Raw genomic sequence first — 24722 nt, 5'->3', positions numbered from 1 at the left:
CTTTAGTAAAAGGCTGGTTTGAAAAACAAACGCCTTTTAGAATCAGGCAATTCGCGATCTTATCCGCACTGTCTAAGGAATTTACATGTTCAAATTAACCCTCGCTGCAGCCGCGGCTGTACTGACTATGTCGGCCGTTACGCCTGCGGCGCTGGCGGCGAAAGCGGACCCCCACGTGCTGCTCACTACCTCTGCCGGCAACATCGAGCTGGAACTGAATAGCCAGAAAGCTCCTGTATCCGTTGAGAATTTCGTCAGCTACGTTAACAGCGGGTTCTACAACAACACGACCTTCCATCGCGTCATTCCGGGCTTTATGATCCAGGGCGGCGGCTTTAACACCGACATGCAGCAGAAGAAGCCGAACCCGCCTATCAAGAACGAAGCCGATAACGGTCTGCGCAACACCCGCGGCACCATCTCCATGGCGCGCACCGCCGACAAAGACAGCGCCACCAGCCAGTTCTTTATCAACGTTGCGGACAACGCTTTCCTCGACCACGGCCAGCGTGATTTTGGCTATGCGGTATTTGGCAAGGTGGTCAAAGGTATGGAAGTGGCCGATAAGATCTCTCAGGTTGCCACTCATGATGTCGGCCCGTTCCAGAATGTGCCGTCCAAGCCGGTTGTTATCCTCTCCGCAAAAGTTCTGCCGTAGTTCTTCTCATGCGGGCGTCTTCGCCCGCACTGTCTGGCTCTCCCTGCGTAACCTGCAATTGCTGCTTATACTTGGGCAACAGAAACCGTCAGGGAGGTCCAATGAAAAAGCTCACCGATAAGCAAAAATCCCGCCTGTGGGAGCAAACCCGCAGCGCCAACTTTCAGGCCAGCCGCCGGCTGGAAGGGACAGAGACTCCGCTGATTACCCTCGACAGCGAGCAGGCGCTGGCGCGCCTTGAGGCGTTAAGGGGCCAGTATGAGCGATAAATACGGCAACGATCGTGACCCCTACCTCTATAACGGCATCGACGTACTGAGAAACCAGCTTGGGATCCGCCAGATGCAGCGCCTGGAGCAGGCCGCCTACGAAATTACCGCTCTGCGGGCTGCGACCCTGCCGCTGGGGCCGCAGGTGCGCGGCCTCCCGTACCTGTGCGCGATTCATCACGCGCTGTACCAGGATATTTTTAGCTGGGCGGGGAAAATTCGCGAAATCGATATTTATCAGGGCGACACCCGCTTCTGCCACTTCCCGCGTATTGAGGAAGAAGGCAACGCGCTGATGCAGGACCTCGAAGAGGAAGCCTATCTCGCCGGACTGGAGCAGCCGGAGTTTATCGCCCGGCTGGCGCACTACTACTGCGAAATTAATATGTTGCATCCTTTCCGTATCGGCAATGGTATAGCGCAGCGCATCTTTTTCGAACAGCTGGCAATCCACGCCGGCTACCTGCTGAGCTGGGACGGCATCGATCCGCAGCTCTGGAGCGAGGCGAATCAGAGCGGGGCGATGGGCGATCTGGAGCCGCTGGTGGCGCTGTTCACTAAAGTGGTGAGACCGGCAGCAGAAACAGAGTAACATAGCGCGGTTTGCCGTTACGGAGCCGCCATGATCCTGCTTATTGATAATTACGATTCATTCACCTGGAATCTTTACCAGTACTTCTGCGAGCTGGGTGCCGACGTGCTGGTGCGCCGCAACGATGAGATAACCCTTGCGGACATTGCCGCGCTGGCCCCGGCGAAAATCGTTATTTCTCCCGGCCCCTGCACGCCGGACGATGCCGGCATTTCGCTGGAGGTGATTCGCCGCTATAGCGGAAAAACGCCGATTCTGGGGGTTTGCCTCGGGCATCAGGCGATTGCCCAGGCGATGGGTGCACGGGTGGTGCGGGCGACAAAGGTGATGCACGGCAAAACCTCGCCGGTTACCCACTGCGGGCGCGGCGTGTTTCACGGCCTCAATAATCCCCTGATCGTTACCCGCTACCATTCGCTGATTGTCGATCCCGACACGCTTCCCGACTGTCTTGAAATTACCGCCCGCGCCGACAGCGGCGAGATCATGGGGCTTCGCCATCGCGAGTGGGATCTGGAGGGCGTTCAGTTTCATCCGGAGAGCATTCTCAGCGAACAGGGGCACGCGCTGTTAAGAAACTTTCTCGAACGGTAAATTGCCTGTTGCCATAATTTGATTTTTTATGCATATTTTGTGATTAATTTCTCACAAAGAAAATGCAAGAGGATTGTTATGGCTATCCCGCAGGCTGAAATTACCCGTGCGACCTTTGATGAAGTGATCCTGCCCATTTATGCACCGGCGGAGTTTATTCCGGTGAAGGGCAAGGGGAGCCGAATCTGGGACCAGCAGGGCAACGAGTATATTGATTTTGCCGGCGGGATCGCCGTCACCGCGCTGGGCCACTGCCATCCGGCGCTGGTTGAGGCGTTAAAAACCCAGGGTGAGACCTTATGGCATACCAGTAACGTCTTCACCAATGAACCGGCCCTGCGCCTCGGGCGCAAGCTGGTGGACGCCACCTTCGCCGAGCGGGTGGTGTTTATGAACTCCGGCACCGAAGCTAACGAAACGGCTTTTAAGCTGGCGCGCCACTATGCCGCAACTCGCCACAGTCCTTACAAAAGCAAAATTATCGCTTTCCACAATGCGTTTCATGGACGTTCGCTGTTCACCGTCTCCGTCGGCGGCCAGCCGAAATATTCTGACGGCTTCGGGCCCAAGCCTGCCGACATCGTCCACGTGCCTTTTAACGATCTGCACGCAGTGAAGGCGGTCATGGACGATCACACCTGCGCGGTGGTGGTTGAGCCCATTCAGGGCGAAGGCGGCGTAACTGCGGCAACCCCCGAGTTCCTGCAGGGACTGCGCGCGCTGTGCGACCAGCACCAGGCGCTGCTGGTGTTCGACGAAGTGCAGTGCGGCATGGGCCGCACCGGCGAGCTATTTGCCTACATGCGCTACGGCGTGACGCCGGATATTCTCACCAGCGCCAAAGCGCTGGGCGGTGGATTCCCGGTGAGCGCCGTGCTGACTACCCAGGAGATAGCCAGCGCGTTTCATCCGGGCTCTCACGGCTCGACCTACGGCGGTAATCCGCTGGCCTGCGCAGTGGCGGGCGCGGCGTTTGACGTTATCAATACGGCGGAAGTGCTGGAAGGCGTGAGCGCGAAGCGCGAGCGGTTTGTCGCGCACCTGCGCCAGATTAACGAACAGTACGGCATCTTCAGCGATATCCGCGGCATGGGGCTGCTGGTGGGAGCCGAGCTCGCGCCGCAATATGCCGGACGCGCCCGGGATTTCCTGCACGCCGGCGCGAGGGAAGGGGTGATGGTACTCAATGCCGGGCCGGACGTGATGCGCTTTGCGCCGTCGCTGGTGGTGAGCGATGAGGATATTGACGAAGGCATGAGTCGCTTTGCCCGCGCCGTGGCGGGAGTGGTTAACGCTCTCTAAGACGCCTGCTGAGCCAGATGCCGTGATGCGGCCTCTGGCGCCAGGCCACGGACGATATCGTATACATGGAGTTCAGGTGCCCGAGAATGCGGTGCAGATGAATTTCCATCGGACTTAGCGGCCCCTGCGGCCGCCCTTCCAGTGATTCCATCACATTATTCTCGCCATTCACGCCCGGATCGTCGTACTCCAGCCGCTGCTGGCAGCGCTGCAGGGCAATTTCGCAAGACTCCAGATAGCGCTGAGCCAGATTCTCCGTCAGCATATTGTGTTCCCTCGCCAGAATAGTCATCGCATTAATATGCTCGACGATAAACTGGCTGTGGGTGACCCACAGCTTCATGTCCGCCAGATAATTATTATTAAATCCCGGCTCCTGCATCGCCTGATTGAGCGAGTTATACAGCGTGTTGTGCGCCTGGTTGACCCGCATGCGCTGGTAGGCCATGGCGGGAGCTTCATGATCGGCGCTCAGCAGCAGGCGAAGGGCATTTTGGTCAGCCTCCAGCGCGTCGTGTGCGTTCTGGCGCAGCAGGCCGCTCTGCCACTGCGGCCACAGCCAGACCATTCCGGCAAAGGCAATCAGGCAGCCAATCAGCGTATCAATCAGTCGCGCAAAGATAAACTGGTCGCCGTGCAGGGTGAGCAGCTGGAGCGTATACACCGCCGTCACCGTGAAGCCGACGGTGGCCCAGCCGTAGCTTTTACGCACGATGAGATAGCTAATCAGGGTAACCAGCAGCATGCCCGAAAGGGTATAGCTCTCCGGGACGCGGAAATGCAGGGTTGCTCCAGCGATAAACAGCCCGGCCAGCGTGCCCGCCGCCCGGTGGAAAATACGCACCCGGGTGGCACCGTAGCCGTTTTGGGTGACCAGCAGCACGGTCATCAGGATCCAGTAAGGCTTGGGCAGGTTGAGCGCGGCGCCCGCCAGGCTTGCAGCGCTGAGCATCACGCTCAGCCGCGCGGCGTTGCGTAGAGCCGGGGATTTCAGCGACAGGTAGCTTTTCAGCGCCGGCAGCAGCGGCAGGCGGCGCTCGCTGTCGGCCATCAGATTGCGGGAGTAGAGCGGACGGTGCGACTGGAGCACCCGCGCGATGCGGTTAAAGTGCCAGGCGCAGAACTGGCCTACCGGATTATCCGGATGCTGGCGGGCGATTTTTTCCAGCGCGCCGGTCTGCTTGTCCATATTGAAGCGCGTGGGAAGCCGGTGATAGAGAATGTCATCCGCCATCACCCGCAGGCGGGCGGATACCGTCTGCGCGTTCCAGCGGATCACCGCTTCGGCGTGGCTTTGCTCGACCAGCTTCTGGACTTCGGCGGGCTGGTGCAGGCTGACGGAGATATGCTCCTGCAGATCCAGTCCCATCTGGAAGATGCGCAGCAGCCGCTTGTATTCGCCGTTACGGTTGAGCGAAAGCATGTGCAGCTGCTGGTAGCACTGGGTAATCAGATCCACGGCTTTCTGCTGGCGGGTCAGCAGCGGCGGCAGGGCAGTTTCCGGGTCGGCGTGCTGGGTCAGCATGCTGTATTTCGCTTCGCAGTAGTCGGCGAGATTGCGGTACAGCAGGCTGAGGGATTCCCGCAGCGGCTGCTCCCGCCACAGCCAGAACCAGAGCCAGTTGAACAGGCCGTACCACAGCGTGCCGAGGGCATAAATCAGCAGCGGCTGCCAGACGGGCATATTTCCCGCGAGGCTGAGCGTGAATATTGCGGCGATGAGCGAGGCCGGAAGCAGGCGCGCGTGCAGGGAGCTTATCTCGGCGGTTACGCCGAGGATCATCGCCAGACCGGTCAGGATCAGCGGCAGCGGCACCGCGTTGAACAGCAGCAGCTGAACCGCCAGGCTGCAGCCGGCGAACAGGCTTCCGCCGACGATCAGGCGTTTAAAAAAACGTTTGTGGGGCGTATCGAGCCCGGCAATGTTGCAGCAGGCGGGCACCAGCGAGAATAGCAGGCCGTTTTGCAGATGTCCCAGCAGGATACCGACGGCAACAGGCAGGCAGAGCACCAGGGTTTGACGCAGTGCGTAGTTGATTTCCGGATGGTAAATGAGCCTGCGCCACATAGCGTAGAGACAAAAACGGCGTACTGCGAGCGCAATACGCCGTCAATGCTGTCTTAGCGGGTGCCGTAAACGACGATGGTTTTACCGTGAGCAGAGATCAGATTTTGATCTTCAAGCATTTTCAGGATACGACCAACGGTTTCGCGCGAGCAGCCGACGATCTGGCCAATTTCCTGGCGGGTAATTTTAATTTGCATGCCGTCAGGATGGGTCATGGCGTCAGGCTGTTTGGCCAGGTTCAGCAGCGTCTGGGCGATGCGTCCGGTAACGTCGAGGAACGCCAGGTTGCCCACTTTCTCAGAGGTCACCTGCAGGCGGCGCGCCATCTGGGAGGAGAGGCGCATTAGAATGTCAGGGTTCACCTGAATCAGCTGGCGGAATTTTTTATAGGAGATTTCAGCAACTTCACAGGCGGTTTTCGCCCGCACCCATGCGCTACGCTCCTGGCCTTCTTCAAATAAGCCAAGCTCACCAATGAAATCGCCCTGGTTGAGGTAAGAGAGGATCATCTCTTTACCTTCTTCGTCCTTAATGAGTACGGCGACTGAACCTTTCACGATGTAGTACAGCGTTTCGGCTTTTTCACCCTGGTGGATCAGGGTGCTTTTGGATGGGTACTTATGAATGTGGCAATGAGACAAGAACCATTCAAGGGTAGGGTCTGTTTGCGGTTTGCCAAGCACCATGCGCGGTTTTCCTCTGTTATAAGCTATATCCAGCGGCAGAAACGACACCGCCACTGGCGTTGCATTTATATCCTTCCCCGTGTCCGGGAAGTCGGCTGTCGGGTTTGATTGCAGCCTGTAATACTTTCTGCGTAGGCGCAGACTATTAACGTATTATCCTTGTTGTTTTAGCATAGCTTTAGACGCATGTCTCGCGGTGTCTCGCTTCAGCATGACGTGGATCGCCTTACATTGCGGGAAATGTTATGTGCGCGTAATCTGTAAAGAAAATTGTTCAGTAGGAGTTAACTATTATGCAAGCACGCGTGAAATGGGTAGAAGGATTAACCTTTCTGGGTGAGTCAGCTTCCGGCCACCAGATCCTGATGGACGGCAACTCGGGCGATAAAGCCCCGAGCCCGATGGAAATGGTGCTAATGGCGGCCGGTGGCTGCAGCGCTATCGACGTGGTATCGATTCTGCAAAAAGGGCGTCATGATGTGACCGACTGTGAAGTGAAGCTGACGTCAGAGCGCCGGGATGAAGCGCCGCGCTATTTTACCCATATCAATTTGCACTTTATCGTTACTGGCAAGGCACTGAAAGACGCGGCAGTGGCGCGTGCCGTCGAGCTGTCGGCGGAGAAGTACTGCTCGGTGGCGCTGATGCTGGAAAAAGCGGTCAACGTTACCCACTCTTTCGAGGTTGTGGAAATCTAGCGCGCCGCGTCCGCTAGCCCGGCGGTTAGCGGACCTCAGCCGATTTTTCGCCCTTCCATAAGCCGCTCCACCAGCGGCGCCATAATCAGCTCCATCGCCAGCCCCATCTTGCCGCCCGGCACCACCAGCGTGTTCATGTGTGAGATAAACGAACCCTGCAGCATCGCCAGCAGCCACGGGAAATCGATATTGCCCAGATTGCGGAAGTGGATCACCACGAAGCTCTCATCGAGAGAGGGGATCTCTTTTGCCGCGAAAGGATTTGACGTGTCCACCGTCGGCACGCGCTGGAAGTTGATGTGGGTGCGCGAGAACTGCGGGGTAATGAAGTTGATGTAGTCGTCCATCGAGCGGACGACGGAATCCATCACCGCCTCCCGGGAGTGACCGCGCTCGCTGGTATCGCGGATAAGCTTCTGGATCCACTCCAGGTTCACGATAGGCACCACGCCAACCAGCAGGTCTACGTGCTTCGCCACATCGTGCTGCGGCGTGACCACCCCGCCGTGCAGCCCTTCATAAAACAGCACGTCGGTGGGTTCCGGTAGCGGCTGCCACGGCGTAAAGGTGCCCGGCACCTGGTTCCAGGGCACGGCTTCATCGTAAGTGTGCAGGTATTTGCGCGACTGGCCTTTACCGTGTTCGCCGTATTGCACAAAAGTGCGCTCAAGCAGGCTGAAATCGTTAGCGTCCGGGCCAAAATAGCTGATGTGCTTACCCATATCGCGCGCTTTGCGAATCGCCATATCCATTTCGGGGCGGGTGTAGCGATGGAAGCTGTCGCCTTCCACCTCTGCGGCAGTCAGATTGAGCTGGGCAAAGATTTTACGGAAGGCGAGGCTGGTGGTCGTGGTGCCGGCTCCGCTCGAGCCGGTCACGGCGATTACCGGGTGTCTGGCAGACATAGCTACTCCCTGAGATGTGCGCTGAATCAGCCGCGAAATTGGGTGCGGGGCATAATGTTTACTGTTTCGTGTAGTTCGGACCACACCAGCAGGGCTTCCCCGTTTTTTAACTGCAGTTTGACGTCGGCAACTTTATCGTCGAGCGAGCGTTCATGTTCACCATAATCAGTGCCTTCGCGCAAGACAAAGCTTTCAATCAGGTTATGGAGCGTTTCAGGATCGACATCCTGCCAGGGAATGATCATTGTTCTATCCGCTTTATCGAAGATTGCTATCAGTTTACGCGCTGGAAAGGGTTTGCGCCCGCCGCCGGCAGCGCGCAATTGCAGAAGCAGAAGTGGAGGGCGGCTCAAACCCGCCAGCCCTGAGGTAGTACTTAGACCGCGCCGCTGAGGAATCGCGTCAGCCAGTCCGGGATCCGCTGCTCCAGCCACATTTCAGGATGGCGCATCGTGCCGCCAACGAAGCCCACATGCCCGCCGTGCTCGGTAAGCTGGTACTCGATGTTGGCCGGTAACTCTTCCTGGGCCGGAATCGAGTGGTGATCCATAAACGGATCGTCTTTCGCATGGATAATGAGCGTTGGTTTAGTTATCTGGCTCAGCACCGGCATTGCGCTGCACTGCCGATAGTAGTCGATAGCGTCGGCGAAGCCGTGGATTTTAGAGGTAATGAGATCGTCGAACTCGCGAATGCGCCGCACGCTTTTCAGGCGCTTGAGATCCACCGGCAGCGTGCCGGGATAGGCCTTCAACTTGCGCGAGGCATTGGCTTTAAGCAGATTGAGCAGGTAGCGCTGATAGATGCGGGAAAAGCCCTTATCCATGTGATAGCAGCACGCTTCCAGCATAAACGGCGCGGAGACGATCGCTGCGGCATCCAGCGGCACGTTCTCTTTCTCTTTCGCCAGCAGGCAGGCAAGCATATTGCCGCCCAGCGAGTAGCCAACCGCCGCCGTAGGCGCATCGCCGTGCTCGCGACGAAGCCACGACAGAAACCAGCTGCCGTCTTCCGTTTCGCCCGAATGATAGATGCGGCGGGCGCGGTTAGGTTCGCCGCTGCAGCCGCGGAAATGCATCACGACGCCCAGCCAGCCGCGCTGCATGGCAGCGTGAACCAGACCGTGTGCGTAAGGGCTGTGCAGGCTTCCTTCCAGCCCGTGAAAGACCACCAGCCGCGGCTTGTGGCGGGCCTGAAGCGGATCTTCACTCCACGCAAGATCGATAAAATCGCCGTCGGGGAGATCCAGCCGCTGCCAGTGCGGCTGAAACTGCACGCGGCGGCGAATAAGACGTGGCAGCATGGTTTGCAAATGACGATTTGCCACGCCGCGCATGGGATGGAACTCGCGGGAGTCGGCGTCAAAAGCGGTCATTTCTGCGGGGGTAATTTCAACCATAGCACCAGAATACATTAAGAAATGTTGAGAAACTATACAGCGCATTGTGCGCGCAGTTTAGTCAATACGTGATTTTATAACTCGTCTGCCAGCAGGTTACGCGTGAACAGATGCATATCGACGCCGGGCCTGCGGCGCCACAGGCGCGCTTTCCGCGCCCCGGTTGCGAGGCTCTCGCCTGTCTCTTCAAACATACCGGAGGCTTCTACGCGGCGGATCAGGCTTTTGCGCTGAACAGGCTTGCCGAGAACAATCTCCGTTGCCTCCTGCAGCTGGCCGAGAGTGAAGCTTTCCGGCAGGCAGTAGACCGGCAGCAGCGAGTACATGGTTTTCTGCCGCAGGCGGGCCAGCGCGGTATGAATGATTTCCGCATGATCAAAGGCCAGTTGTTGTTCCTCAAGCCGGGCTACCGGTACCCAGCGGGCGTCACTCACGCTGGCAATACCCGGCTGGCAGTCGGCCCAGGCGATCAGCGCAAACCAGGTGACCGTCAGGCTCCAGCCGCGCGGATCGCGTTCGGGGCCGGAGACCGTGCCCAGCGGTTCAAGCCACGGTGGCACAACGCCGGTTTTTTCCGTGAGCTTGCGCAGGGCGGTGGCGCGGGTGGATTCATCCTGCTGCATATCAATAAAACCGCCCGGCAGCCCCCAGCGGCCCTGCTGCGGCGGGCTGGCGCGCTCCACGAGCAGGACACACAGCGACTGCTGATGCAGCGTAAAAAGCACGCTGTCTACGGTTACCAGCGGCGAGGGAAAGCAGCTGGCATCGTAGTGTTTCAGGTAATCAGCATCAGTGGTCATTACAGGCTCGCGGACAGAAGATAACCGGCCAATTTTACCAGCGCACCCGATCCCGGCAAGGTTAAATTTTTGTTCTTAAAAAACAGGTCATTATACCGTTATCTAAAAGGTGTGCAAAATTTACACTTGCACTAATTGTGTCCTTGAGACATTATTAAATTGTCTTAGGGACATTAATTAAACCGGAGGGCACCATGACCGTGAAACTGACTCTTGAGCTGGATGACAAACCCGTTGCGCTGAGCAGCGGCGTTTTCCCTGATGGCGCCGGATGGCTAAAAGTAACCGATCCGCTACCGGCCTCGGCGCGCCTGATGCGTATCCGCGCCGCAGCGCTTCGGGACATGAATGATTTCATGCTGCTGGCGCAGCTGGTTGAGGCAGTACGCCATGTTACAAACATTGCGTTCAGCCATCTTGAGCTGCCGTGGCTGCCCTGGGCGCGTCAGGATCGCCACATGGTGCCCGGCGACAGCTTCGCGCTGAAGGTTTTCGCCCGCCAGCTTAACGCGCTGGCATTTGACAAGGTTATCGTGCTGGATCCGCACAGCGATGCCGCGGCGGCGGCAATAGATAACATGTTGGCAGTCGCGCAGCAGGCGTGCCTGTTGCAGAGCGAGACGCTGCGCGAGGCCGTTGGTACAGGCCGCTTGATGCTGGTGGCGCCGGATGCCGGGGCGCTTAAAAAAATCGACGCGGTAGTTAAGGCCACCGGTGCGGCAGAGTACGCCATTCTGAGCAAGGTTCGGGATGTTGCCAGCGGAGCCCTGACCGGATTCTCCCTGCTGGCGGGCGACGTTAAAGGTAAGGATGTGCTGATCGTGGACGACCTGTGCGATGCGGGCGGGACATTTATCGGCTCGGCGCAGGTACTGCGCGAAGCGGGGGCCCGCAGCGTCAGACTGTATGTTACCCACGGGATCTTCTCCAAAGGTATTGAGCATCTGCTAAATAACGGGATTGATGCGGTTTACACCACCACCTCACTGGCTTCCGCTGCGCTGCGTCACCCGCAGCTGGAGCTCATTGACATTGATGCTATCTACAGCGCGAGCGGGAGATAAAAAAATGAAAATGAATCCGATTCTGGCTATCGACGGCTATAAGGTTTCTCACCGGGCGCAGTATCCCCAGGGCACTACCCGGGTCTATTCGAACTTTACTCCGCGCAGCGATCGCTTTTTCCAGTCGCCGCTGGCGGACGGCAAAATGGTGTTTTTCGGCCTGCAGGGTTTTCTGCAGTGGTTTTTGGTGGACCTGTTTAATGATGCGTTTTTTGCCCGTCCGGAAGAGGAGGTGGTAAACGAGTACAAGCAGGTAATGGACAGCTATCTCGGCCCCGACGCGGTTGCGGTAGACCACATCCGCGACCTGCACCGGCTGGGCTATTTGCCGCTGCATATCAAGGCGCTGGACGAGGGAACGAAAGTGCCGATGAAAGTACCGGTGCTGACCATCACCAATACGCAACCGGCGTTTTTCTGGCTGGTGAACTATCTGGAGACTGTACTTTCAGCAGAGCTGTGGAAGGCCTCCACTAACGCTACTATCGCCCACCACTACCGTAAAATTTGCGCCCGCTGGGCGGAAAAAACTTGCAGCGACCTGTCTCACCTCGACTTCCAGTGCCACGACTTCTCGTTTCGCGGGATGTCCGGGCTGCAGGACACTATGCAGGCGGGCTGCGGCCACCTGATAAGCTTCAAAGGCACGGACAGTATTCCGTCTCTGCTGTACGCCCGTGATTACTACACTGACGGCAAGCCCTGCTTTATCGGCGCGTCCATTCCCGCCACCGAGCACAGCGTAATGTGCATGGGCGAGCGCGACAGCGAGATTGACACTTTCCGCCGGCTGATTGCCGATCTTTATCCTCAGGGGTTCGTGTCAATCGTGTCCGATACCTGGGACTACTGGCAGGTGCTGACCGACTATACCCGGGAGCTGAAAGAGACCATTATGCAGCGCGAAGGCCGCGTAGTGTTCCGCCCGGACAGCGGCGATCCGGTAGAGATCCTGTGCGGCACCGGCGCGGACGACGATACGCGGCCGCAACGTACCCCGGAAGAGAAAGGCTCGGTGGAGGTGCTGTGGGAGATTTTCGGCGGGACCCTCAACGAGAAGGGCTATAAAGTCCTCGATCCGCACGTCGGCCTGATCTACGGCGATTCAATCACTCTCGCCCGCGCTAACGAGATCCTGCGCCGCCTGGAGGCAAAAGGCTTCGCCAGCTCGAACGTGGTGTTCGGCGTCGGCTCATTTACCTACCAGTACAATACCCGGGATACCTTCGGCTTTGCGATGAAAGCCACCTGGGGCGAGGTCAATGGCGAAGGACGGATGATCTTTAAAGAGCCAAAAACGGATAATGGCCTGAAGCGCTCCGCGCGCGGCCTGCTGCGGGTTGAACGGGACGAACGGGGGGAGCTTGTACTGTTTGACGGACAAACTGAGGAGCAGGAGCAGCAGGGCGAACTTAAAACGCGTTTCCTGGACGGCCGGCTTTACCGCACGGAGCACCTGGAGCAGATCCGCGCCCGGCTGGCGGCGCAGGATTAATGTTTCGCCCCGCGCCGCTTTCATATCTCTCAGCAGCGCGGGGCCGGAGTTTACGATTCGCCCTGCAGCATCTGCTCCAGCTGTTCCTGGGCATCAAGCCAGGCCATTTCGCACTCCTCCAGCCCGGATTTAGCGCTGGCCTGCTGCTGGAGGCACTCTGTGAGTTCCGCCTTGCGGGACTGATCGTACAGGCCGCTGTCTCCGAGTTTCTCTTCCGCTACCGCCAGTCGGGCGTTCAGCTTTTCCATCTCTTTTTCAAGACGGGCGATCTCTTTGCGCAGCGGTTGGGTTTGCGTGCGGAGTTCGGCTTCGCGGCGCTTCTGATCCTTACGGGACTGGGCGCTGTTGGCATTGTCTTTTGACGTATCGGCAGGCTGGTTCTCCTGGCGGCTCACGTCGCTCAGCCACTGCTGGTAGTCCTCAAGATCGCCGTCGAAAGGCTCGACTTTGGCATCGTGCACCAGATAGAGATCGTCGGTGGTGGAGCGCAGCAGGTGCCTGTCATGGGAAACCACCACCAGCGCGCCTTCGAACTCAATCAGCGCTTCGGTCAGGGCCTGGCGCATATCGAGATCGAGGTGGTTAGTCGGTTCATCGAGCAACAGCAGGTTCGGACGCTGCCAGACGATCAGCGCCAGCACCAGGCGCGCTTTTTCACCGCCGGAGAAGCGACGCGTCTCTTCGGTGACTTTATCGCCCTGAAAGCCAAAGCCGCCCAGATAGTCGCGCAGCTGCTGCTCCAGCACCTGCGGCGCGAGGCGCGCCAGATGCTGGAGCGGAGATTCGTCGGCGCGTAAAAATTCCAGCTGGTGCTGGGCGAAGTAGCCAAGCTTAATGCCCTTAGCGAGGCCAATCTCACCGTGCAGCGGAGCAAGCTCGCCGGCCAGCAGCTTAATCAGGGTTGATTTACCCGCGCCGTTGCGCCCCAGCAGGCCAATGCGCGAGCCGGGCACCAGATTGAGCTTGATGGAGTCGAGGATCGTGCGGTCGCCGTAGCCGGCGCTCACTTTTTCCATTTTTAGCAGCGGATTCGGCAGACTCTCCGGGGCTCTGAAGCTGAAATGAAACGGGTTATCAACGTGGGCCGGCGCAATCAGCTCCATGCGCTCCAGCATCTTCACGCGGCTCTGGGCCTGTTTGGCCTTGGAGGCTTTAGCTTTGAAGCGATCGATAAAACCCTGCAGGTGGGCAACCCGCTGCTGCTGGCTTTCGTACATCGACTGCTGCTGAGCGAGGCGGGTGGCGCGCTGTAGCTCGAACGAGGTGTAGTTGCCGGTGTATTCGAACAGGCTCTGCTGTTCGATATGAATAATTTTGCCCACTACCGGATCGAGGAAGTCGCGGTCGTGGGAGATCAGGATCAGGGTACCCTGATAGCTCTTCAGCCACTTCTCCAGCCAGATAACCGCGTCGAGATCGAGGTGGTTAGTCGGTTCATCGAGCAGCAGCAGGTCAGAACGGCAGATCAGCGCCTGAGCCAGGTTGAGGCGCATGCGCCAGCCGCCGGAAAAATCGCTTACCGGGCGTTCGAGCTGTTCGTTGCTAAAGCCCAGACCGTGCAGCAGGCTTGACGCGCGGGCGCGGATTGTCCAGGCGTCAATAGCATCGAGCTTGCCGTGAACCGTGGCGATGGCGTTACCGTCGTTGCGCTCGTTGGCGGCGTTGAGCTCGGCTTCCAGCTGCCGGTATTCGCGGTCGCCGTCGATAACATAGTCGAGAGCCGGTTCCGCCAGGGCGGGCGTCTCCTGGTTGACCCAGGCCAGCTGCCAGTTTCCGGGGTAAGTAAAGCTACCGGCATCGGCGCTTATCTCGTTTTTCAGCAGCGACAGCAGGGTGGATTTCCCGCAGCCGTTTTTACCCACCAGCCCCACTTTTTGGCCCGGGTTAATGGTGGCGGTTGCGTTATCCAGCAGGACGCGCACGCCGCGACGAATTTGTAACGAGGAGAAAACAATCATAAGGCGCCGTATGTTCAGACTATGTTAAATTATCATTATGCTAATGTAGTGTTGCCAGCCGAGCGCGACACAGGGCGGCCATAGTAGCCCAAAATAGCCGCGATACACAAAGCATCCAGGCCAGAGCCTGTTTCACCATTTTAGTTACCCTACCGGGAGGGATGAATGCCTGACCCAGCAAAAGTGCTGCTGCTGTATGCCCATCCTGAATCTCAGGATTCTGTGGCAAATCGGGTATTGCTGAAACCGGCCCGACAGCTGGAAAACGTCACTGTCCACGACCTTTACGCCCACTATCCCGACTTCTTTATTGATATTCCCCACGAGCAGGCACTGCTGGAACAACATGACGTTATTGTCTTTCAGCACCCGCTCTATACTTACAGCTGTCCGGCACTGCTCAAAGAGTGGCTGGACAGAGTGCTGAGCCGCGGCTTTGCCAGCGGGCCCGGGGGCAATCATCTGGCGGGAAAGTACTGGCGCAGCGTGATCACCACCGGCGAGCCGGAGAGCGCCTACCGTCATGATGCGCTAAACCGCTATCCCATGAGCGATGTGCTGCGCCCGTTCGAACTGACGGCCGCTATGTGCCGGATGCACTGGATGAGCCCGATTGTAGTCTATTGGGCGCGCCGACAGCCGGCCGCCGAGCTTGCCAGCCACGCCCGCGATTACGGCGACTGGCTGGCAAATCCAGTTTTCACGGGGAGCCGCTGATGGAAGGATCGGATTTACTGTTAGCGGGGGTTTTGTTTCTCTTCGCCGCGGTGGTCGCCGTGCCGCTGGCCGCGCGGCTCGGTATTGGGCCGGTGCTGGGTTATCTGCTGGCGGGTATTGCCATTGGCCCCTGGGGCCTGGGTTTTATCAGCGACGTTGAGGAGATCCTGCATTTCTCCGAACTGGGCGTCGTCTTTCTGATGTTTATTATTGGCCTGGAGCTCAACCCGGCCAAGCTCTGGCAGCTGCGGCGCTCTATTTTCGGCGTCGGCGCAGCGCAGGTGCTGCTGAGCGCGGCGATTCTGGCCGGGCTGCTGATGCTCACAGATTTTGCGTGGCAGGCGGCAGTGGTCGGCGGCATCGGACTGGCGATGTCTTCAACGGCGATGGCGCTGCAGCTGATGCGCGAAAAGGGGATGAACCGCAGCGAGGCAGGGCAGCTGGGCTTCTCGGTCCTGCTGTTTCAGGATCTGGCGGTGATCCCGGCGCTGGCGCTGGTGCCGCTGCTGGCCGGCAACGGCGACGATCATCCTGACTGGATTAAAATCGGCCTCAAGGTGCTGGCATTTGCCGGAATGCTGATCGGCGGGCGCTACCTGCTGCGCCCGGTCTTTCGCTATATTGCCGGTTCTGGCGTGCGGGAAGTGTTTACTGCGGCAACCCTGCTTCTGGTGCTGGGATCGGCGCTGTTTATGGATGCGCTGGGCCTGTCGATGGCGCTGGGCACCTTTATCGCCGGTATCCTGCTGGCGGAGAGCGAGTACCGCCACGAGCTGGAAATTGCCATCGAGCCATTTAAAGGGCTGTTGCTGGGGCTGTTCTTTATTTCTGTCGGCATGGCGCTCAATCTCGGCGTGCTTTATACCCACCTGCTGTGGGTAGCCGCCAGCGTCATTATTCTGGTGGCAGTTAAGATGCTGGTGCTGTATGTGCTGGCGAGGATTTACGGCCTGCGCAGCGCGGAGCGAATGCAGTTTGCCGGCGTATTGAGCCAGGGCGGCGAGTTTGCCTTCGTGCTCTTCTCATCCGCTTCATCTCAGCGCCTGTTCCACAACGACCAGATGGCGCTGCTGTTGGTCACCGTAACCCTGTCGATGATGACCACGCCGCTGTTATTGAAAGCGATTGACCGCATGCTTTCGCGCCGCCTTAACGGCGCGGAAGAGGGGGATGAAGAGCACTGGGTGGAGGACGACAAGCCGCAGGTTATTGTCGTCGGTTTCGGCCGCTTTGGCCAGGTGATTGGCCGCCTGCTGATGGCCAACACGATGCGGGTCACGGTTCTTGAGCGCGATATCAGCGTCGTTAACCTGATGCGTAAATATGGCTATAAAGTCTATTACGGCGACGCCACGCAGATTGACCTGCTGCGCTCGGCGGGAGCTGATCAGGCGCAATCCATCGTGATCACCTGTAACGCCCCGGAAAACACCATGAAAGTGGTGGAAATCTGCCAGCAGCACTTTCCACATCTCCATATTCTGGCCCGCGCGCGGGGCCGCGTTGAAGCCCATGAGCTGCTGCAGGCGGGCGTGAAGCAGTTTTCACGCGAGACATTTTCCAGCGCGCTGGAGCTTGGCCGCAAGGCGTTAATTACGCTGGGGATGCATCCGCACCAGGCCCAGCGCGCGCAGCTGCACTTTCGCCGGCTCGATATGCGCATGCTGCGGGAGCTAATGCCGGTACACTCCGACACGCAGCAGATTTCCCGCGTCCGGGAAGCCCGGCGCGAGCTTGAAGAGATTTTTCAGCGCGAAATGCAGCAGGAACGGCGCCAGCTCGACGGCTGGGATGAATTTGAATAAGAAGGTGAACCATGGCAGTGCGTAAACGTTTTATTGCCGGCGCAAAATGCCCGGCGTGCCAGGCACAGGATTCCCTGGCGATGTGGCGCGAGAACAATGTTGATATTGTTGAATGTGTTAAGTGCGGCCACCAGATGCGCGAGGCTGACAAAGAAGCGCGCGAGCACGTGCGCAAGGATGAGCAGGTGATCGGTATTTTTCATCCCGAGTAGCGATCCGGGCCGTCTTTTTTTAAGCTAAAGGGTACAGGCGTGCAGAATTCCGCTACAATCTGCGGCACTATTTTTCCTATGTTCAGGAGATTTCATGAAAGTAGCAAAAGACCTGGTGGTCAGCCTGGCTTACCAGGTACGTACAGAAGACGGTGTGTTGGTTGATGAGTCTCCGGTAAGCGCACCGCTCGACTATCTGCACGGTCACGGTTCCCTGATCTCAGGCCTTGAAAAAGCGCTTGAAGGTCACGAAGCTGGCGATAAGTTTGACGTTGAGGTTGCCTCTAACGACGCTTACGGCCAGTACGATGAAAATCTGGTTCAGCGCGTACCAAAAGATGTATTTATGGGCGTTGACGAGCTGCAGGTTGGCATGCGTTTCCTGGCTGAAACCGACCAGGGCCCGGTGCCGGTTGAGATCACTGAAGTGGGTGATGACTACGTCGTGGTTGACGGTAACCACATGCTGGCTGGTCAGAACCTGAAGTTCCACGTTGAAGTTGTGGCACTCCGCGAAGCGACCGAAGAAGAGCTGGCCCACGGCCACGTTCACGGTGCTGACGGCCATCATCATGACCACGATCACGAGCATGGCCACGATGGCTGCTGCGGCGGTCACGGTCACGAAGAGAGTGGTAAAGGCGGATGCGGCGGCAACGGCGGCTGCGGTTGCCACTAATTGCTCGCAATTAGCGGTTAATAAAAAAGCGTGCTCTGCACGCTTTTTTTATCTCTATCTCCCGCACTCAATAGTGAGGTGGCGGTGTCTCTTCGGCCTGCGACGCAATCTGCGACGGCTGGCTCGCTTTTAGCTTTTCCACTACCAGACGCATATTATCGCGCATCTTTGCCATCTCAATCTCGTGGGCAGTGACTGTGCGGTTGAGGTCCTCAATAGTGATCTCCTGAAACGCCAGCCTGCTTTCAAGCTCTGCCAGACGCGTCTCTAACGCGGTATCGCTCATGATTAACCCCTTAGTTATTGTTGCTGCGGATTCTACTCAACTTTTCGAATTCACGCAGTCAGAACGCGGTAAAGGGAAATTAATTTACACAAAATAGTCTGAAAAGACTCAACATTCAGGTTCATTCGTATGTAGATTTGTTCTGCAACGATTTATAGTACGTAGCTCATTTACGTAAACCCTGGGGCGAGAGGCCCTGGCTCTGGAGAGATGGATGAAATCACTGTTTAAAGTAACGCTTCTGGCGACAACAATGGCCGTTGCCCTGAATGCACCGCTGACCTTCGCTGCTGACGCTACTGCGGCGAAATCTGCTCCGGCTGCTGCGGACAGCAAAGCTGCATTCAAGAACGATGACCAGAAAGCAGCCTATGCGCTGGGCGCCTCGCTGGGCCGTTACATGGAAAATTCCCTGAAAGAGCAGGAAAAGCTGGGCGTTAAGCTGGATAAAAACGAGCTCATTACCGGCGTCCAGGACGCGTTTGCTGATAAGAGCAAGCTGAGCGATCAGGAGATCGAGCAGACGCTGCAGGCTTTCGAAACCCGCGTTAAAACCGCAGCCCAGCAGAAAATGGAAAAAGACGCTGCTGAAAACGAAGCCAAAGGTAAAACCTACCGCGATACTTTCGCCAAAGAGAAAGGCGTTAAAACGTCCAAATCTGGCCTGATGTACAAGATTGAGAAAGAAGGCACCGGCGACGCGCCGAAAGACAGCGACACTGTCGTGGTTAACTACAAAGGTACGCTGACCGACGGTAAAGAGTTTGATAACTCTTACAAGCGCGGCGAGCCTCTCTCTTTCCGCCTGGACGGCGTTATCCCGGGCTGGACCGAAGGCCTGAAGAACATTAAGAAAGGCGGCAAAATAACGCTCGTCATCCCGCCTGAACTGGCCTACGGTAAAACAGGCGTTCCGGGGATCCCGGCGAACTCCACGCTGGTCTTTGACGTAGAGCTGCTGGACATTAAGCCAGCGCCGAAAGATGAGCCTAAGGCTGACGCGCCGGCTGGCGACAAAGCCGCTGCGGATGCAGCGAAGAAGTAAGTGCTGATAAAAGCCGCCGCCTGTAAGGGCGGCGGCTTTTTTAATGGGTGCAATATAATTAACGCTGGTAAGCATTTGATGCGCGTATTACCTTAGATGCCTTAGTTTTAATGATGATATGAGCCTGCCCCTACAGCCTAACGACAGGTTCCTGAAAAAGGAGTGTTTTTTTTCATGTCCAGGTCGCTTTTAACCAACGAAACCAGTGAGCTTGATTTACTGGATCAACGTCCCTTCGACCAGACCGACTTCGATATTCTCAAATCCTACGAAGCCGTTGTGGACGGGTTAGCGATGCTCATCGGCTCACACTGTGAAATCGTGCTGCACTCCCTGCAGGATCTTAAATGTTCGGCAATCCGCATTGCTAACGGCGAACACACCGGGCGTAAAATAGGCTCGCCAATCACCGATCTGGCGCTGCGCATGCTCCATGATATGACCGGGGCGGACAGCAGCGTATCCAAGTGCTATTTCACCCGCGCCAAAAGTGGCGTGCTGATGAAATCGGTCACCATCGCCATTCGCAATCGCGAGCAGCGGGTTATCGGGCTGCTGTGCATTAATATGAACCTCGACGTGCCGTTCTCGCAGATCATGAGCACCTTCTCACCGCCGGAAATGCCGGAGGTGAACTCGCAGGTAAACTTCGCTTCATCTGTTGAAGATCTGGTGACTCAGACCCTCGAGTTCACTATCGAAGAGGTCAACGCGGACCGCAACGTTTCGAATAACGCCAAGAATCGTCAGATCGTGCTCAACCTGTATGAGAAAGGTATTTTCGACATTAAAGATGCCATCAACCAGGTGGCTGACCGCCTGAATATCTCTAAACACACGGTCTATCTCTACATTCGCCAGTTCAAGAGCGGCGATTTCCAGGGGCAGGATAAGTAATGCGCTATGCCCTGCTGGTCACCGGACCGGCATACGGCACGCAGCAGGCCAGCAGCGCCCTGCAGTTTGCCCGCGCGTTGCTGGATGAGGGACACGAGCTTATCAGCATTTTCTTCTACCGCGAGGGTGTGTATAACGCCAATCAGCTGACGGCGCCCGCCAGCGACGAGTTCGATCTGGTCCGCGCCTGGCAGTCTCTGCGTCAGCAGTATCACGTTGCCCTGCATATTTGTGTGGCGGCGGCGCTGCGCCGCGGGGTGACCGATGAGGCCGAGGCCGGGCGGCTCGGGCTGGCAGGGTTTAATCTCCAGCCCGGCTTTTCACTGAGCGGACTGGGCGCCCTGGCGGAAGCAGCGCTCACCTGCGACCGAATGGTGCAGTTTTGATGAAGCGTGTGGCCTGGGTATTTTCAAGCGCGCCGCACGGGAGTGCTGCGGGCAGGGAAGGGCTGGACGCGCTGCTGGCAACGTCTGCATTGAGCGAAGAACTCGGCGTCTTTTTTATCGGAGACGGCGTGCTGCAGCTGCTTGCGGATCAGAACCCGCAGGCGATTCTGGCCCGTAACTATATTCCAGCCTTTAAGCTGATGGCGCTTTACGATATTGAACGCTGCTGGGTTTGCGCGGCTTCGCTTCGCGAGCGCGGGCTGGAAGAGGCCGAACGGATTATTGACGCGGAGATCGTTGCCGCAGATGCGTTACGTACGCTGCTTGACGACTACGACGTTATCCTGCGTTTTTGAGGCCCTCTATGTTACATACATTGAATCAATCGCCCTGGCATTACGATCTCAGCGCGCCGCTCAGGCTGGTGCGTGAAGGAGACGACTTGCTGCTGCTTTCCGATGGCGTACTTGCCGGACTGAAAGGCAGCCGCTTCCTTGATCTTTTGCTGGATGCCCCCATAACCCTCTACGCGCTGGAAGATGATATTGTGGCGCGCGGGCTTGCTGCTCAAATTTCAGACAGTATCGTCAGGATTAGCTATACTGAGTTCGTCAGACTTACCGTAAAACACGGCAGTCAGCTGAGCTGGTAATTGCACTATCGTTGTATATTTCTTGACACCCTTTCATCGTGGCCCTAAAATTTCGCGTCCTCATATTATATGAGGCGATTTATTACGTGTTTACGAAGCAAAAGCTAAAACCAGGAGCTATTTAATGGCAACAGTTAACCAGCTGGTACGCAAACCACGCACTCGCAAAGTTGCTAAGAGCAACGTGCCGGCGCTGGAAGCATGCCCGCAAAAACGTGGCGTATGTACTCGTGTATATACCACCACCCCGAAAAAACCGAACTCCGCACTGCGTAAAGTATGCCGTGTTCGTCTGACAAACGGTTTCGAAGTGACTTCCTACATTGGTGGTGAAGGTCACAACCTGCAGGAGCACTCCGTGATCCTGATCCGCGGCGGTCGTGTTAAAGACCTCCCGGGTGTTCGTTACCACACCGTTCGTGGTGCGCTCGACTGCTCCGGCGTTAAAGACCGTAAGCAATCTCGCTCTAAGTATGGCGTGAAACGTCCTAAGGCTTAATGGTTCTCCGTTAAGTAAGGCCAAACTGTTTTAACTAAATGTCAATTAAACTCGTAGAGTTTTGGACAATCCTGAATTAACAACGGAGTATTTCCATGCCACGTCGTCGCGTCATTGGTCAGCGTAAAATTCTGCCGGATCCGAAGTTCGGATCAGAACTGCTGGCTAAATTTGTGAACATCCTGATGGTAGATGGTAAAAAATCTACTGCTGAAGCTATCGTATACAGCGCGCTTGAGACCCTGGCTCAGCGCTCTGGCAAAAACGAACTGGAAGCTTTCGAAGTCGCTCTGGACAACGTCCGTCCGACCGTCGAAGTTAAGTCCCGCCGCGTAGGTGGTTCTACTTATCAGGTTCCAGTTGAAGTACGTCCGGTTCGTCGTAATGCCCTGGCAATGCGTTGGATCGTTGAAGCTGCTCGTAAACGCGGTGATAAATCTATGGCTCTGCGTCTGGCGAACGAACTCACTGATGCTGCAGACAACAAAGGTACTGCAGTTAAGAAACGTGAAGACGTTCACCGTATGGCAGAAGCCAACAAGGCGTTCGCTCACTACCGTTGGTAATCCCTTCGGTGTGTTAGTCACCAGGCGGGCGCTTCAGGTAAGCCGCCCGCTCTGGGTCACTTAAACTGAACGTCTCAAGAAACAAACGAGGAATAACATGGCTCGTACAACACCCATCGCACGCTACCGTAACATTGGTATCAGTGCGCACATCGACGCCGGTAAAACCACTACTACAGAACGTATTCTGTTCTACACCGGTGTAAACCATAAAATCGGTGAAGTTCATGACGGCGCCGCAACCATGGACTGGATGGAGCAGGAGCAGGAGCGTGGTATCACTATCACTTCCGCAGCGACTACTGCATTCTGGTCAGGTATGGCTAAACAGTATGAACCGCACCGCGTAAACATCATCGACACCCCGGGGCACGTTGACTTCACTATCGAAGTAGAACGTTCCATGCGTGTGCTTGATGGTGCGGTAATGGTTTACTGCGCAGTCGGTGGTGTTCAGCCGCAGTCTGAAACTGTATGGCGTCAGGCAAACAAATATAAAGTTCCGCGTATTGCGTTCGTTAACAAAATGGACCGCATGGGCGCGAACTTCCTGAAAGTTGTTGGTCAGATCAAATCCCGTCTGGGCGCGAACCCTGTTCCGCTGCAGCTGGCAATTGGTGCTGAAGAAGGTTTCACCGGTGTTGTTGACCTGGTGAAAATGAAAGCCATCAACTGGAACGAAGCTGACGCAGGTGTAACCTTCACTTACGAAGATATTCCGGCTGACATGCAGGACCTGGCTGACGAATGGCACCAGAACCTGATCGAGTCCGCAGCGGAAGCATCTGAAGAGCTGATGGAAAAATACCTCGGTGGTGATGAACTGACTGAAGAAGAGATTAAAAAAGCTCTGCGTCAGCGTGTTCTGAACAACGAAATCATCCTGGTAACCTGCGGTTCTGCGTTTAAGAACAAAGGTGTTCAGGCGATGCTGGATGCGGTAATTGATTACCTGCCGGCGCCGACTGACGTTCCTGCGATCAACGGTATTCTGGACGACGGTAAAGATACTCCGGCTGAGCGTCACGCTGATGACAACGAGCCGTTTGCTGCTCTGGCGTTCAAAATCGCGACTGACCCGTTTGTGGGTAACCTGACCTTCTTCCGCGTGTACTCTGGTGTGGTTAACTCCGGTGATACCGTACTGAACTCCGTTAAATCGGCGCGTGAGCGTTTTGGCCGTATCGTACAGATGCACGCCAACAAACGTGAAGAGATCAAAGAAGTTCGCGCAGGCGATATCGCGGCTGCAATCGGTCTGAAAGACGTAACTACCGGTGACACTCTGTGCGATCCGGATGCGCCGATCATTCTGGAGCGTATGGAATTCCCGGAACCGGTAATCTCCATCGCTGTAGAACCGAAAACCAAAGCTGACCAGGAAAAAATGGGTCTGGCTCTGGGCCGTCTGGCTAAAGAAGACCCGTCATTCCGCGTATGGACTGATGAAGAATCTAACCAGACCATCATCGCCGGTATGGGTGAGCTGCACCTCGACATCATCGTTGACCGCATGAAGCGTGAATTCAACGTTGAAGCGAACGTCGGTAAACCTCAGGTTGCTTACCGTGAAGCGATTCGCGCGAAAGTTACCGATATCGAAGGTAAGCACGCCAAGCAGTCTGGTGGCCGTGGTCAGTACGGTCATGTTGTTATCGACATGTACCCGCTGGAGCCGGGCTCTAACCCGAAAGGTTACGAGTTCATCAACGACATTAAAGGTGGTGTAATTCCTGGCGAATACATCCCTGCCGTTGATAAAGGTATCCAGGAGCAGCTGAAATCTGGTCCGCTGGCGGGTTACCCGGTAGTTGACCTCGGTGTGCGCCTGCACTTCGGTTCTTACCATGACGTTGACTCCTCTGAGCTGGCGTTTAAACTGGCTGCTTCTATCGCCTTTAAAGATGGCTTTAAGAAAGCAAAACCTGTTCTGCTTGAGCCGATCATGAAGGTTGAAGTAGAAACGCCGGAAGAGAACACTGGTGACGTTATCGGTGACTTGAGCCGTCGTCGCGGTATGCTGCGCGGTCAGGAATCTGAAGTGACTGGCGTTAAGATCCACGCTGAAGTTCCGCTGTCCGAAATGTTCGGTTATGCAACTCAGCTGCGTTCTCTGACCAAAGGTCGCGCATCATATACGATGGAATTCCTGAAGTATGATGATGCCCCGAACAACGTTGCTCAGGCCGTTATTGAAGCTCGTGGCAAATAAGCCGCAGAGTTAAAACCAAAGTCCCGTGCTCTCTCCCAAGGGGGAGAGCACTATAGTAAGGAATATAGCCGTGTCTAAAGAAAAATTTGAACGTACAAAACCGCACGTCAACGTTGGTACTATCGGCCACGTTGACCATGGTAAAACTACTCTGACCGCTGCAATCACTACCGTACTGGCTAAAACCTACGGCGGTGCTGCTCGCGCATTCGACCAGATCGATAACGCGCCGGAAGAAAAAGCTCGTGGTATCACCATCAACACCTCTCACGTTGAAT

The 24722-nt window shown here is 56.6% G+C and carries 29 protein-coding genes; 21 read left to right on the top strand and 8 right to left on the bottom strand.

The annotated features are described in order from the left end of the window. The first annotated feature begins 85 nt into the window (after positions 1 to 85). The 5 genes from ppiA (at position 86) to QZ766_RS02095 (ending at position 3415) form a co-directional block, all read left to right on the top strand. Positions 86 to 658, top strand: a complete 573-nt coding sequence (gene ppiA, locus QZ766_RS02115) for a peptidylprolyl isomerase A (RefSeq protein WP_297196756.1) — start codon at positions 86 to 88, stop codon at positions 656 to 658. A 101-nt stretch (positions 659 to 759) separates the two neighbouring features. After that, the gene (locus QZ766_RS02110; RefSeq protein ID WP_297196754.1) at positions 760 to 927 is read left to right on the top strand and encodes a YhfG family protein; all 168 of its coding nucleotides are present in this window, start codon (positions 760 to 762) and stop codon (positions 925 to 927) included. Beyond that, positions 917 to 1519 carry a putative adenosine monophosphate-protein transferase Fic gene (locus tag QZ766_RS02105; protein ID WP_297196752.1) on the top strand — a complete coding sequence of 201 codons (603 nt, stop codon included), beginning with the start codon at positions 917 to 919 and terminating at the stop codon, positions 1517 to 1519. The genes QZ766_RS02110 and QZ766_RS02105 overlap by 11 nt, the downstream gene beginning before the upstream one ends. Before the next feature lie 30 nt (positions 1520 to 1549). Then, positions 1550 to 2113: an aminodeoxychorismate synthase component 2 gene (gene pabA, locus QZ766_RS02100; protein WP_297196751.1), complete on the top strand. Its 564-nt coding sequence runs from the start codon at positions 1550 to 1552 to the stop codon at positions 2111 to 2113. A gap of 78 nt (positions 2114 to 2191) precedes the next feature. Further along, positions 2192 to 3415, top strand: coding sequence for an aspartate aminotransferase family protein (locus tag QZ766_RS02095; protein ID WP_297196749.1), 1224 nt, complete (start codon positions 2192 to 2194; stop codon positions 3413 to 3415). Here the strand turns inward: QZ766_RS02095 and QZ766_RS02090 are convergent. Then, a complete protein-coding gene (locus QZ766_RS02090) occupies positions 3402 to 5483 on the bottom strand; it encodes a YccS/YhfK family putative transporter (RefSeq protein ID WP_297196747.1) in 2082 nt (693 codons plus the stop codon). The genes QZ766_RS02095 and QZ766_RS02090 overlap by 14 nt on opposite strands. Positions 5484 to 5536: 53 nt before the next feature. Continuing rightward, positions 5537 to 6169: a cAMP-activated global transcriptional regulator CRP gene (gene crp / locus QZ766_RS02085; protein ID WP_000242758.1), complete on the bottom strand. Its 633-nt coding sequence runs from the start codon at positions 6167 to 6169 to the stop codon at positions 5537 to 5539. A 293-nt stretch (positions 6170 to 6462) separates the two neighbouring features. Between crp and QZ766_RS02080 the strand changes: the two genes are divergently transcribed. Further along, entirely contained in the window at positions 6463 to 6867 is a 405-nt protein-coding gene (locus QZ766_RS02080) for an OsmC family protein (protein WP_297196740.1), read from the top strand. Between the two features lie 35 nt (positions 6868 to 6902). Here QZ766_RS02080 and QZ766_RS02075 read toward each other — a convergent pair whose 3' ends face one another. The 4 genes from QZ766_RS02075 to QZ766_RS02060 all read right to left on the bottom strand — a co-directional run bounded on the left by QZ766_RS02075 (position 6903) and on the right by QZ766_RS02060 (position 9971). After that, positions 6903 to 7772, bottom strand: a complete 870-nt coding sequence (locus QZ766_RS02075) for a phosphoribulokinase (RefSeq protein WP_297196738.1) — start codon at positions 7770 to 7772, stop codon at positions 6903 to 6905. Positions 7773 to 7798: 26 nt separating this feature from the next. Further along, on the bottom strand, positions 7799 to 8017 hold the full coding sequence (locus QZ766_RS02070; protein ID WP_297196736.1) for a YheU family protein: 219 nt from the start codon (positions 8015 to 8017) through the stop codon (positions 7799 to 7801). 131 nt (positions 8018 to 8148) lie between these two features. Further along, on the bottom strand, positions 8149 to 9171 hold the full coding sequence (locus QZ766_RS02065) for a hydrolase (RefSeq protein ID WP_297196734.1): 1023 nt from the start codon (positions 9169 to 9171) through the stop codon (positions 8149 to 8151). 74 nt (positions 9172 to 9245) lie between these two features. Next, complete coding sequence (locus QZ766_RS02060; protein ID WP_297196732.1) at positions 9246 to 9971, bottom strand: NUDIX domain-containing protein; 726 nt, start codon at positions 9969 to 9971, stop codon at positions 9246 to 9248. Between the two features lie 194 nt (positions 9972 to 10165). On the opposite strand from QZ766_RS02060, the gene prs reads away from it, so the two are divergent. Next, complete coding sequence (gene prs / locus QZ766_RS02055; protein WP_297196730.1) at positions 10166 to 11035, top strand: ribose-phosphate diphosphokinase; 870 nt, start codon at positions 10166 to 10168, stop codon at positions 11033 to 11035. Positions 11036 to 11039: 4 nt separating this feature from the next. Continuing rightward, entirely contained in the window at positions 11040 to 12530 is a 1491-nt protein-coding gene (locus QZ766_RS02050; protein ID WP_297196728.1) for a nicotinate phosphoribosyltransferase, read from the top strand. A 50-nt stretch (positions 12531 to 12580) separates the two neighbouring features. Here QZ766_RS02050 and QZ766_RS02045 read toward each other — a convergent pair whose 3' ends face one another. Then, a complete protein-coding gene (locus QZ766_RS02045) occupies positions 12581 to 14488 on the bottom strand; it encodes an ABC transporter ATP-binding protein (protein ID WP_297196725.1) in 1908 nt (635 codons plus the stop codon). A gap of 165 nt (positions 14489 to 14653) precedes the next feature. Between QZ766_RS02045 and kefG the strand changes: the two genes are divergently transcribed. From kefG to slyD, 4 genes are all read left to right on the top strand, one after another. Then, entirely contained in the window at positions 14654 to 15205 is a 552-nt protein-coding gene (kefG, locus tag QZ766_RS02040; RefSeq protein ID WP_297196723.1) for a glutathione-regulated potassium-efflux system ancillary protein KefG, read from the top strand. Next, the gene (gene kefB, locus QZ766_RS02035; RefSeq protein ID WP_297196721.1) at positions 15205 to 17010 is read left to right on the top strand and encodes a glutathione-regulated potassium-efflux system protein KefB; all 1806 of its coding nucleotides are present in this window, start codon (positions 15205 to 15207) and stop codon (positions 17008 to 17010) included. The genes kefG and kefB overlap by 1 nt, the downstream gene beginning before the upstream one ends. Positions 17011 to 17021: 11 nt before the next feature. Then, entirely contained in the window at positions 17022 to 17222 is a 201-nt protein-coding gene (locus QZ766_RS02030; protein WP_043081150.1) for a YheV family putative zinc ribbon protein, read from the top strand. Positions 17223 to 17316: 94 nt separating this feature from the next. Continuing rightward, entirely contained in the window at positions 17317 to 17901 is a 585-nt protein-coding gene (gene slyD, locus QZ766_RS02025) for a peptidylprolyl isomerase (RefSeq protein ID WP_297196716.1), read from the top strand. 67 nt (positions 17902 to 17968) lie between these two features. Here the strand turns inward: slyD and QZ766_RS02020 are convergent, their stop codons facing one another. Next, positions 17969 to 18187: a protein SlyX gene (locus QZ766_RS02020; protein ID WP_297196714.1), complete on the bottom strand. Its 219-nt coding sequence runs from the start codon at positions 18185 to 18187 to the stop codon at positions 17969 to 17971. Between the two features lie 214 nt (positions 18188 to 18401). On the opposite strand from QZ766_RS02020, the gene fkpA reads away from it, so the two are divergent. The 9 genes from fkpA to QZ766_RS01975 all read left to right on the top strand — a co-directional run. Then, positions 18402 to 19232 carry an FKBP-type peptidyl-prolyl cis-trans isomerase gene (fkpA, locus tag QZ766_RS02015; RefSeq protein ID WP_297196712.1) on the top strand — a complete coding sequence of 277 codons (831 nt, stop codon included), beginning with the start codon at positions 18402 to 18404 and terminating at the stop codon, positions 19230 to 19232. 174 nt (positions 19233 to 19406) lie between these two features. Next, entirely contained in the window at positions 19407 to 20129 is a 723-nt protein-coding gene (locus QZ766_RS02010; protein ID WP_297196710.1) for a transcriptional regulator, read from the top strand. Next, positions 20129 to 20515 (top strand): sulfurtransferase complex subunit TusD, encoded by a 387-nt coding sequence (tusD, locus tag QZ766_RS02005; protein ID WP_297196709.1) that lies wholly within the window; start codon positions 20129 to 20131, stop codon positions 20513 to 20515. Before QZ766_RS02010 ends, tusD begins: the two co-directional genes overlap by 1 nt. Next, on the top strand, positions 20515 to 20871 hold the full coding sequence (gene tusC, locus QZ766_RS02000; RefSeq protein WP_297196708.1) for a sulfurtransferase complex subunit TusC: 357 nt from the start codon (positions 20515 to 20517) through the stop codon (positions 20869 to 20871). Before tusD ends, tusC begins: the two co-directional genes overlap by 1 nt. Before the next feature lie 8 nt (positions 20872 to 20879). Then, complete coding sequence (gene tusB / locus QZ766_RS01995; protein ID WP_297196706.1) at positions 20880 to 21167, top strand: sulfurtransferase complex subunit TusB; 288 nt, start codon at positions 20880 to 20882, stop codon at positions 21165 to 21167. Positions 21168 to 21291: 124 nt separating this feature from the next. After that, complete coding sequence (gene rpsL, locus QZ766_RS01990) at positions 21292 to 21666, top strand: 30S ribosomal protein S12 (protein ID WP_297196705.1); 375 nt, start codon at positions 21292 to 21294, stop codon at positions 21664 to 21666. 95 nt (positions 21667 to 21761) lie between these two features. Further along, positions 21762 to 22232 carry a 30S ribosomal protein S7 gene (gene rpsG, locus QZ766_RS01985; protein WP_008807044.1) on the top strand — a complete coding sequence of 157 codons (471 nt, stop codon included), beginning with the start codon at positions 21762 to 21764 and terminating at the stop codon, positions 22230 to 22232. Positions 22233 to 22329: 97 nt separating this feature from the next. Then, positions 22330 to 24444 (top strand): elongation factor G, encoded by a 2115-nt coding sequence (gene fusA, locus QZ766_RS01980; protein WP_297196698.1) that lies wholly within the window; start codon positions 22330 to 22332, stop codon positions 24442 to 24444. 70 nt (positions 24445 to 24514) lie between these two features. Then, positions 24515 to 24722, top strand: a 208-nt coding sequence (locus QZ766_RS01975; protein ID WP_000031660.1) for a GTP-binding protein, incomplete at its 3' end; no start/stop codon positions are given.

Source organism: uncultured Pluralibacter sp., assembly GCF_913775985.1.
Classification (GTDB): domain Bacteria; phylum Pseudomonadota; class Gammaproteobacteria; order Enterobacterales; family Enterobacteriaceae; genus Pluralibacter.
Note: the sequence above shows the minus strand (reverse complement) of the source record. Positions and strands in the feature narration are given on the sequence as shown.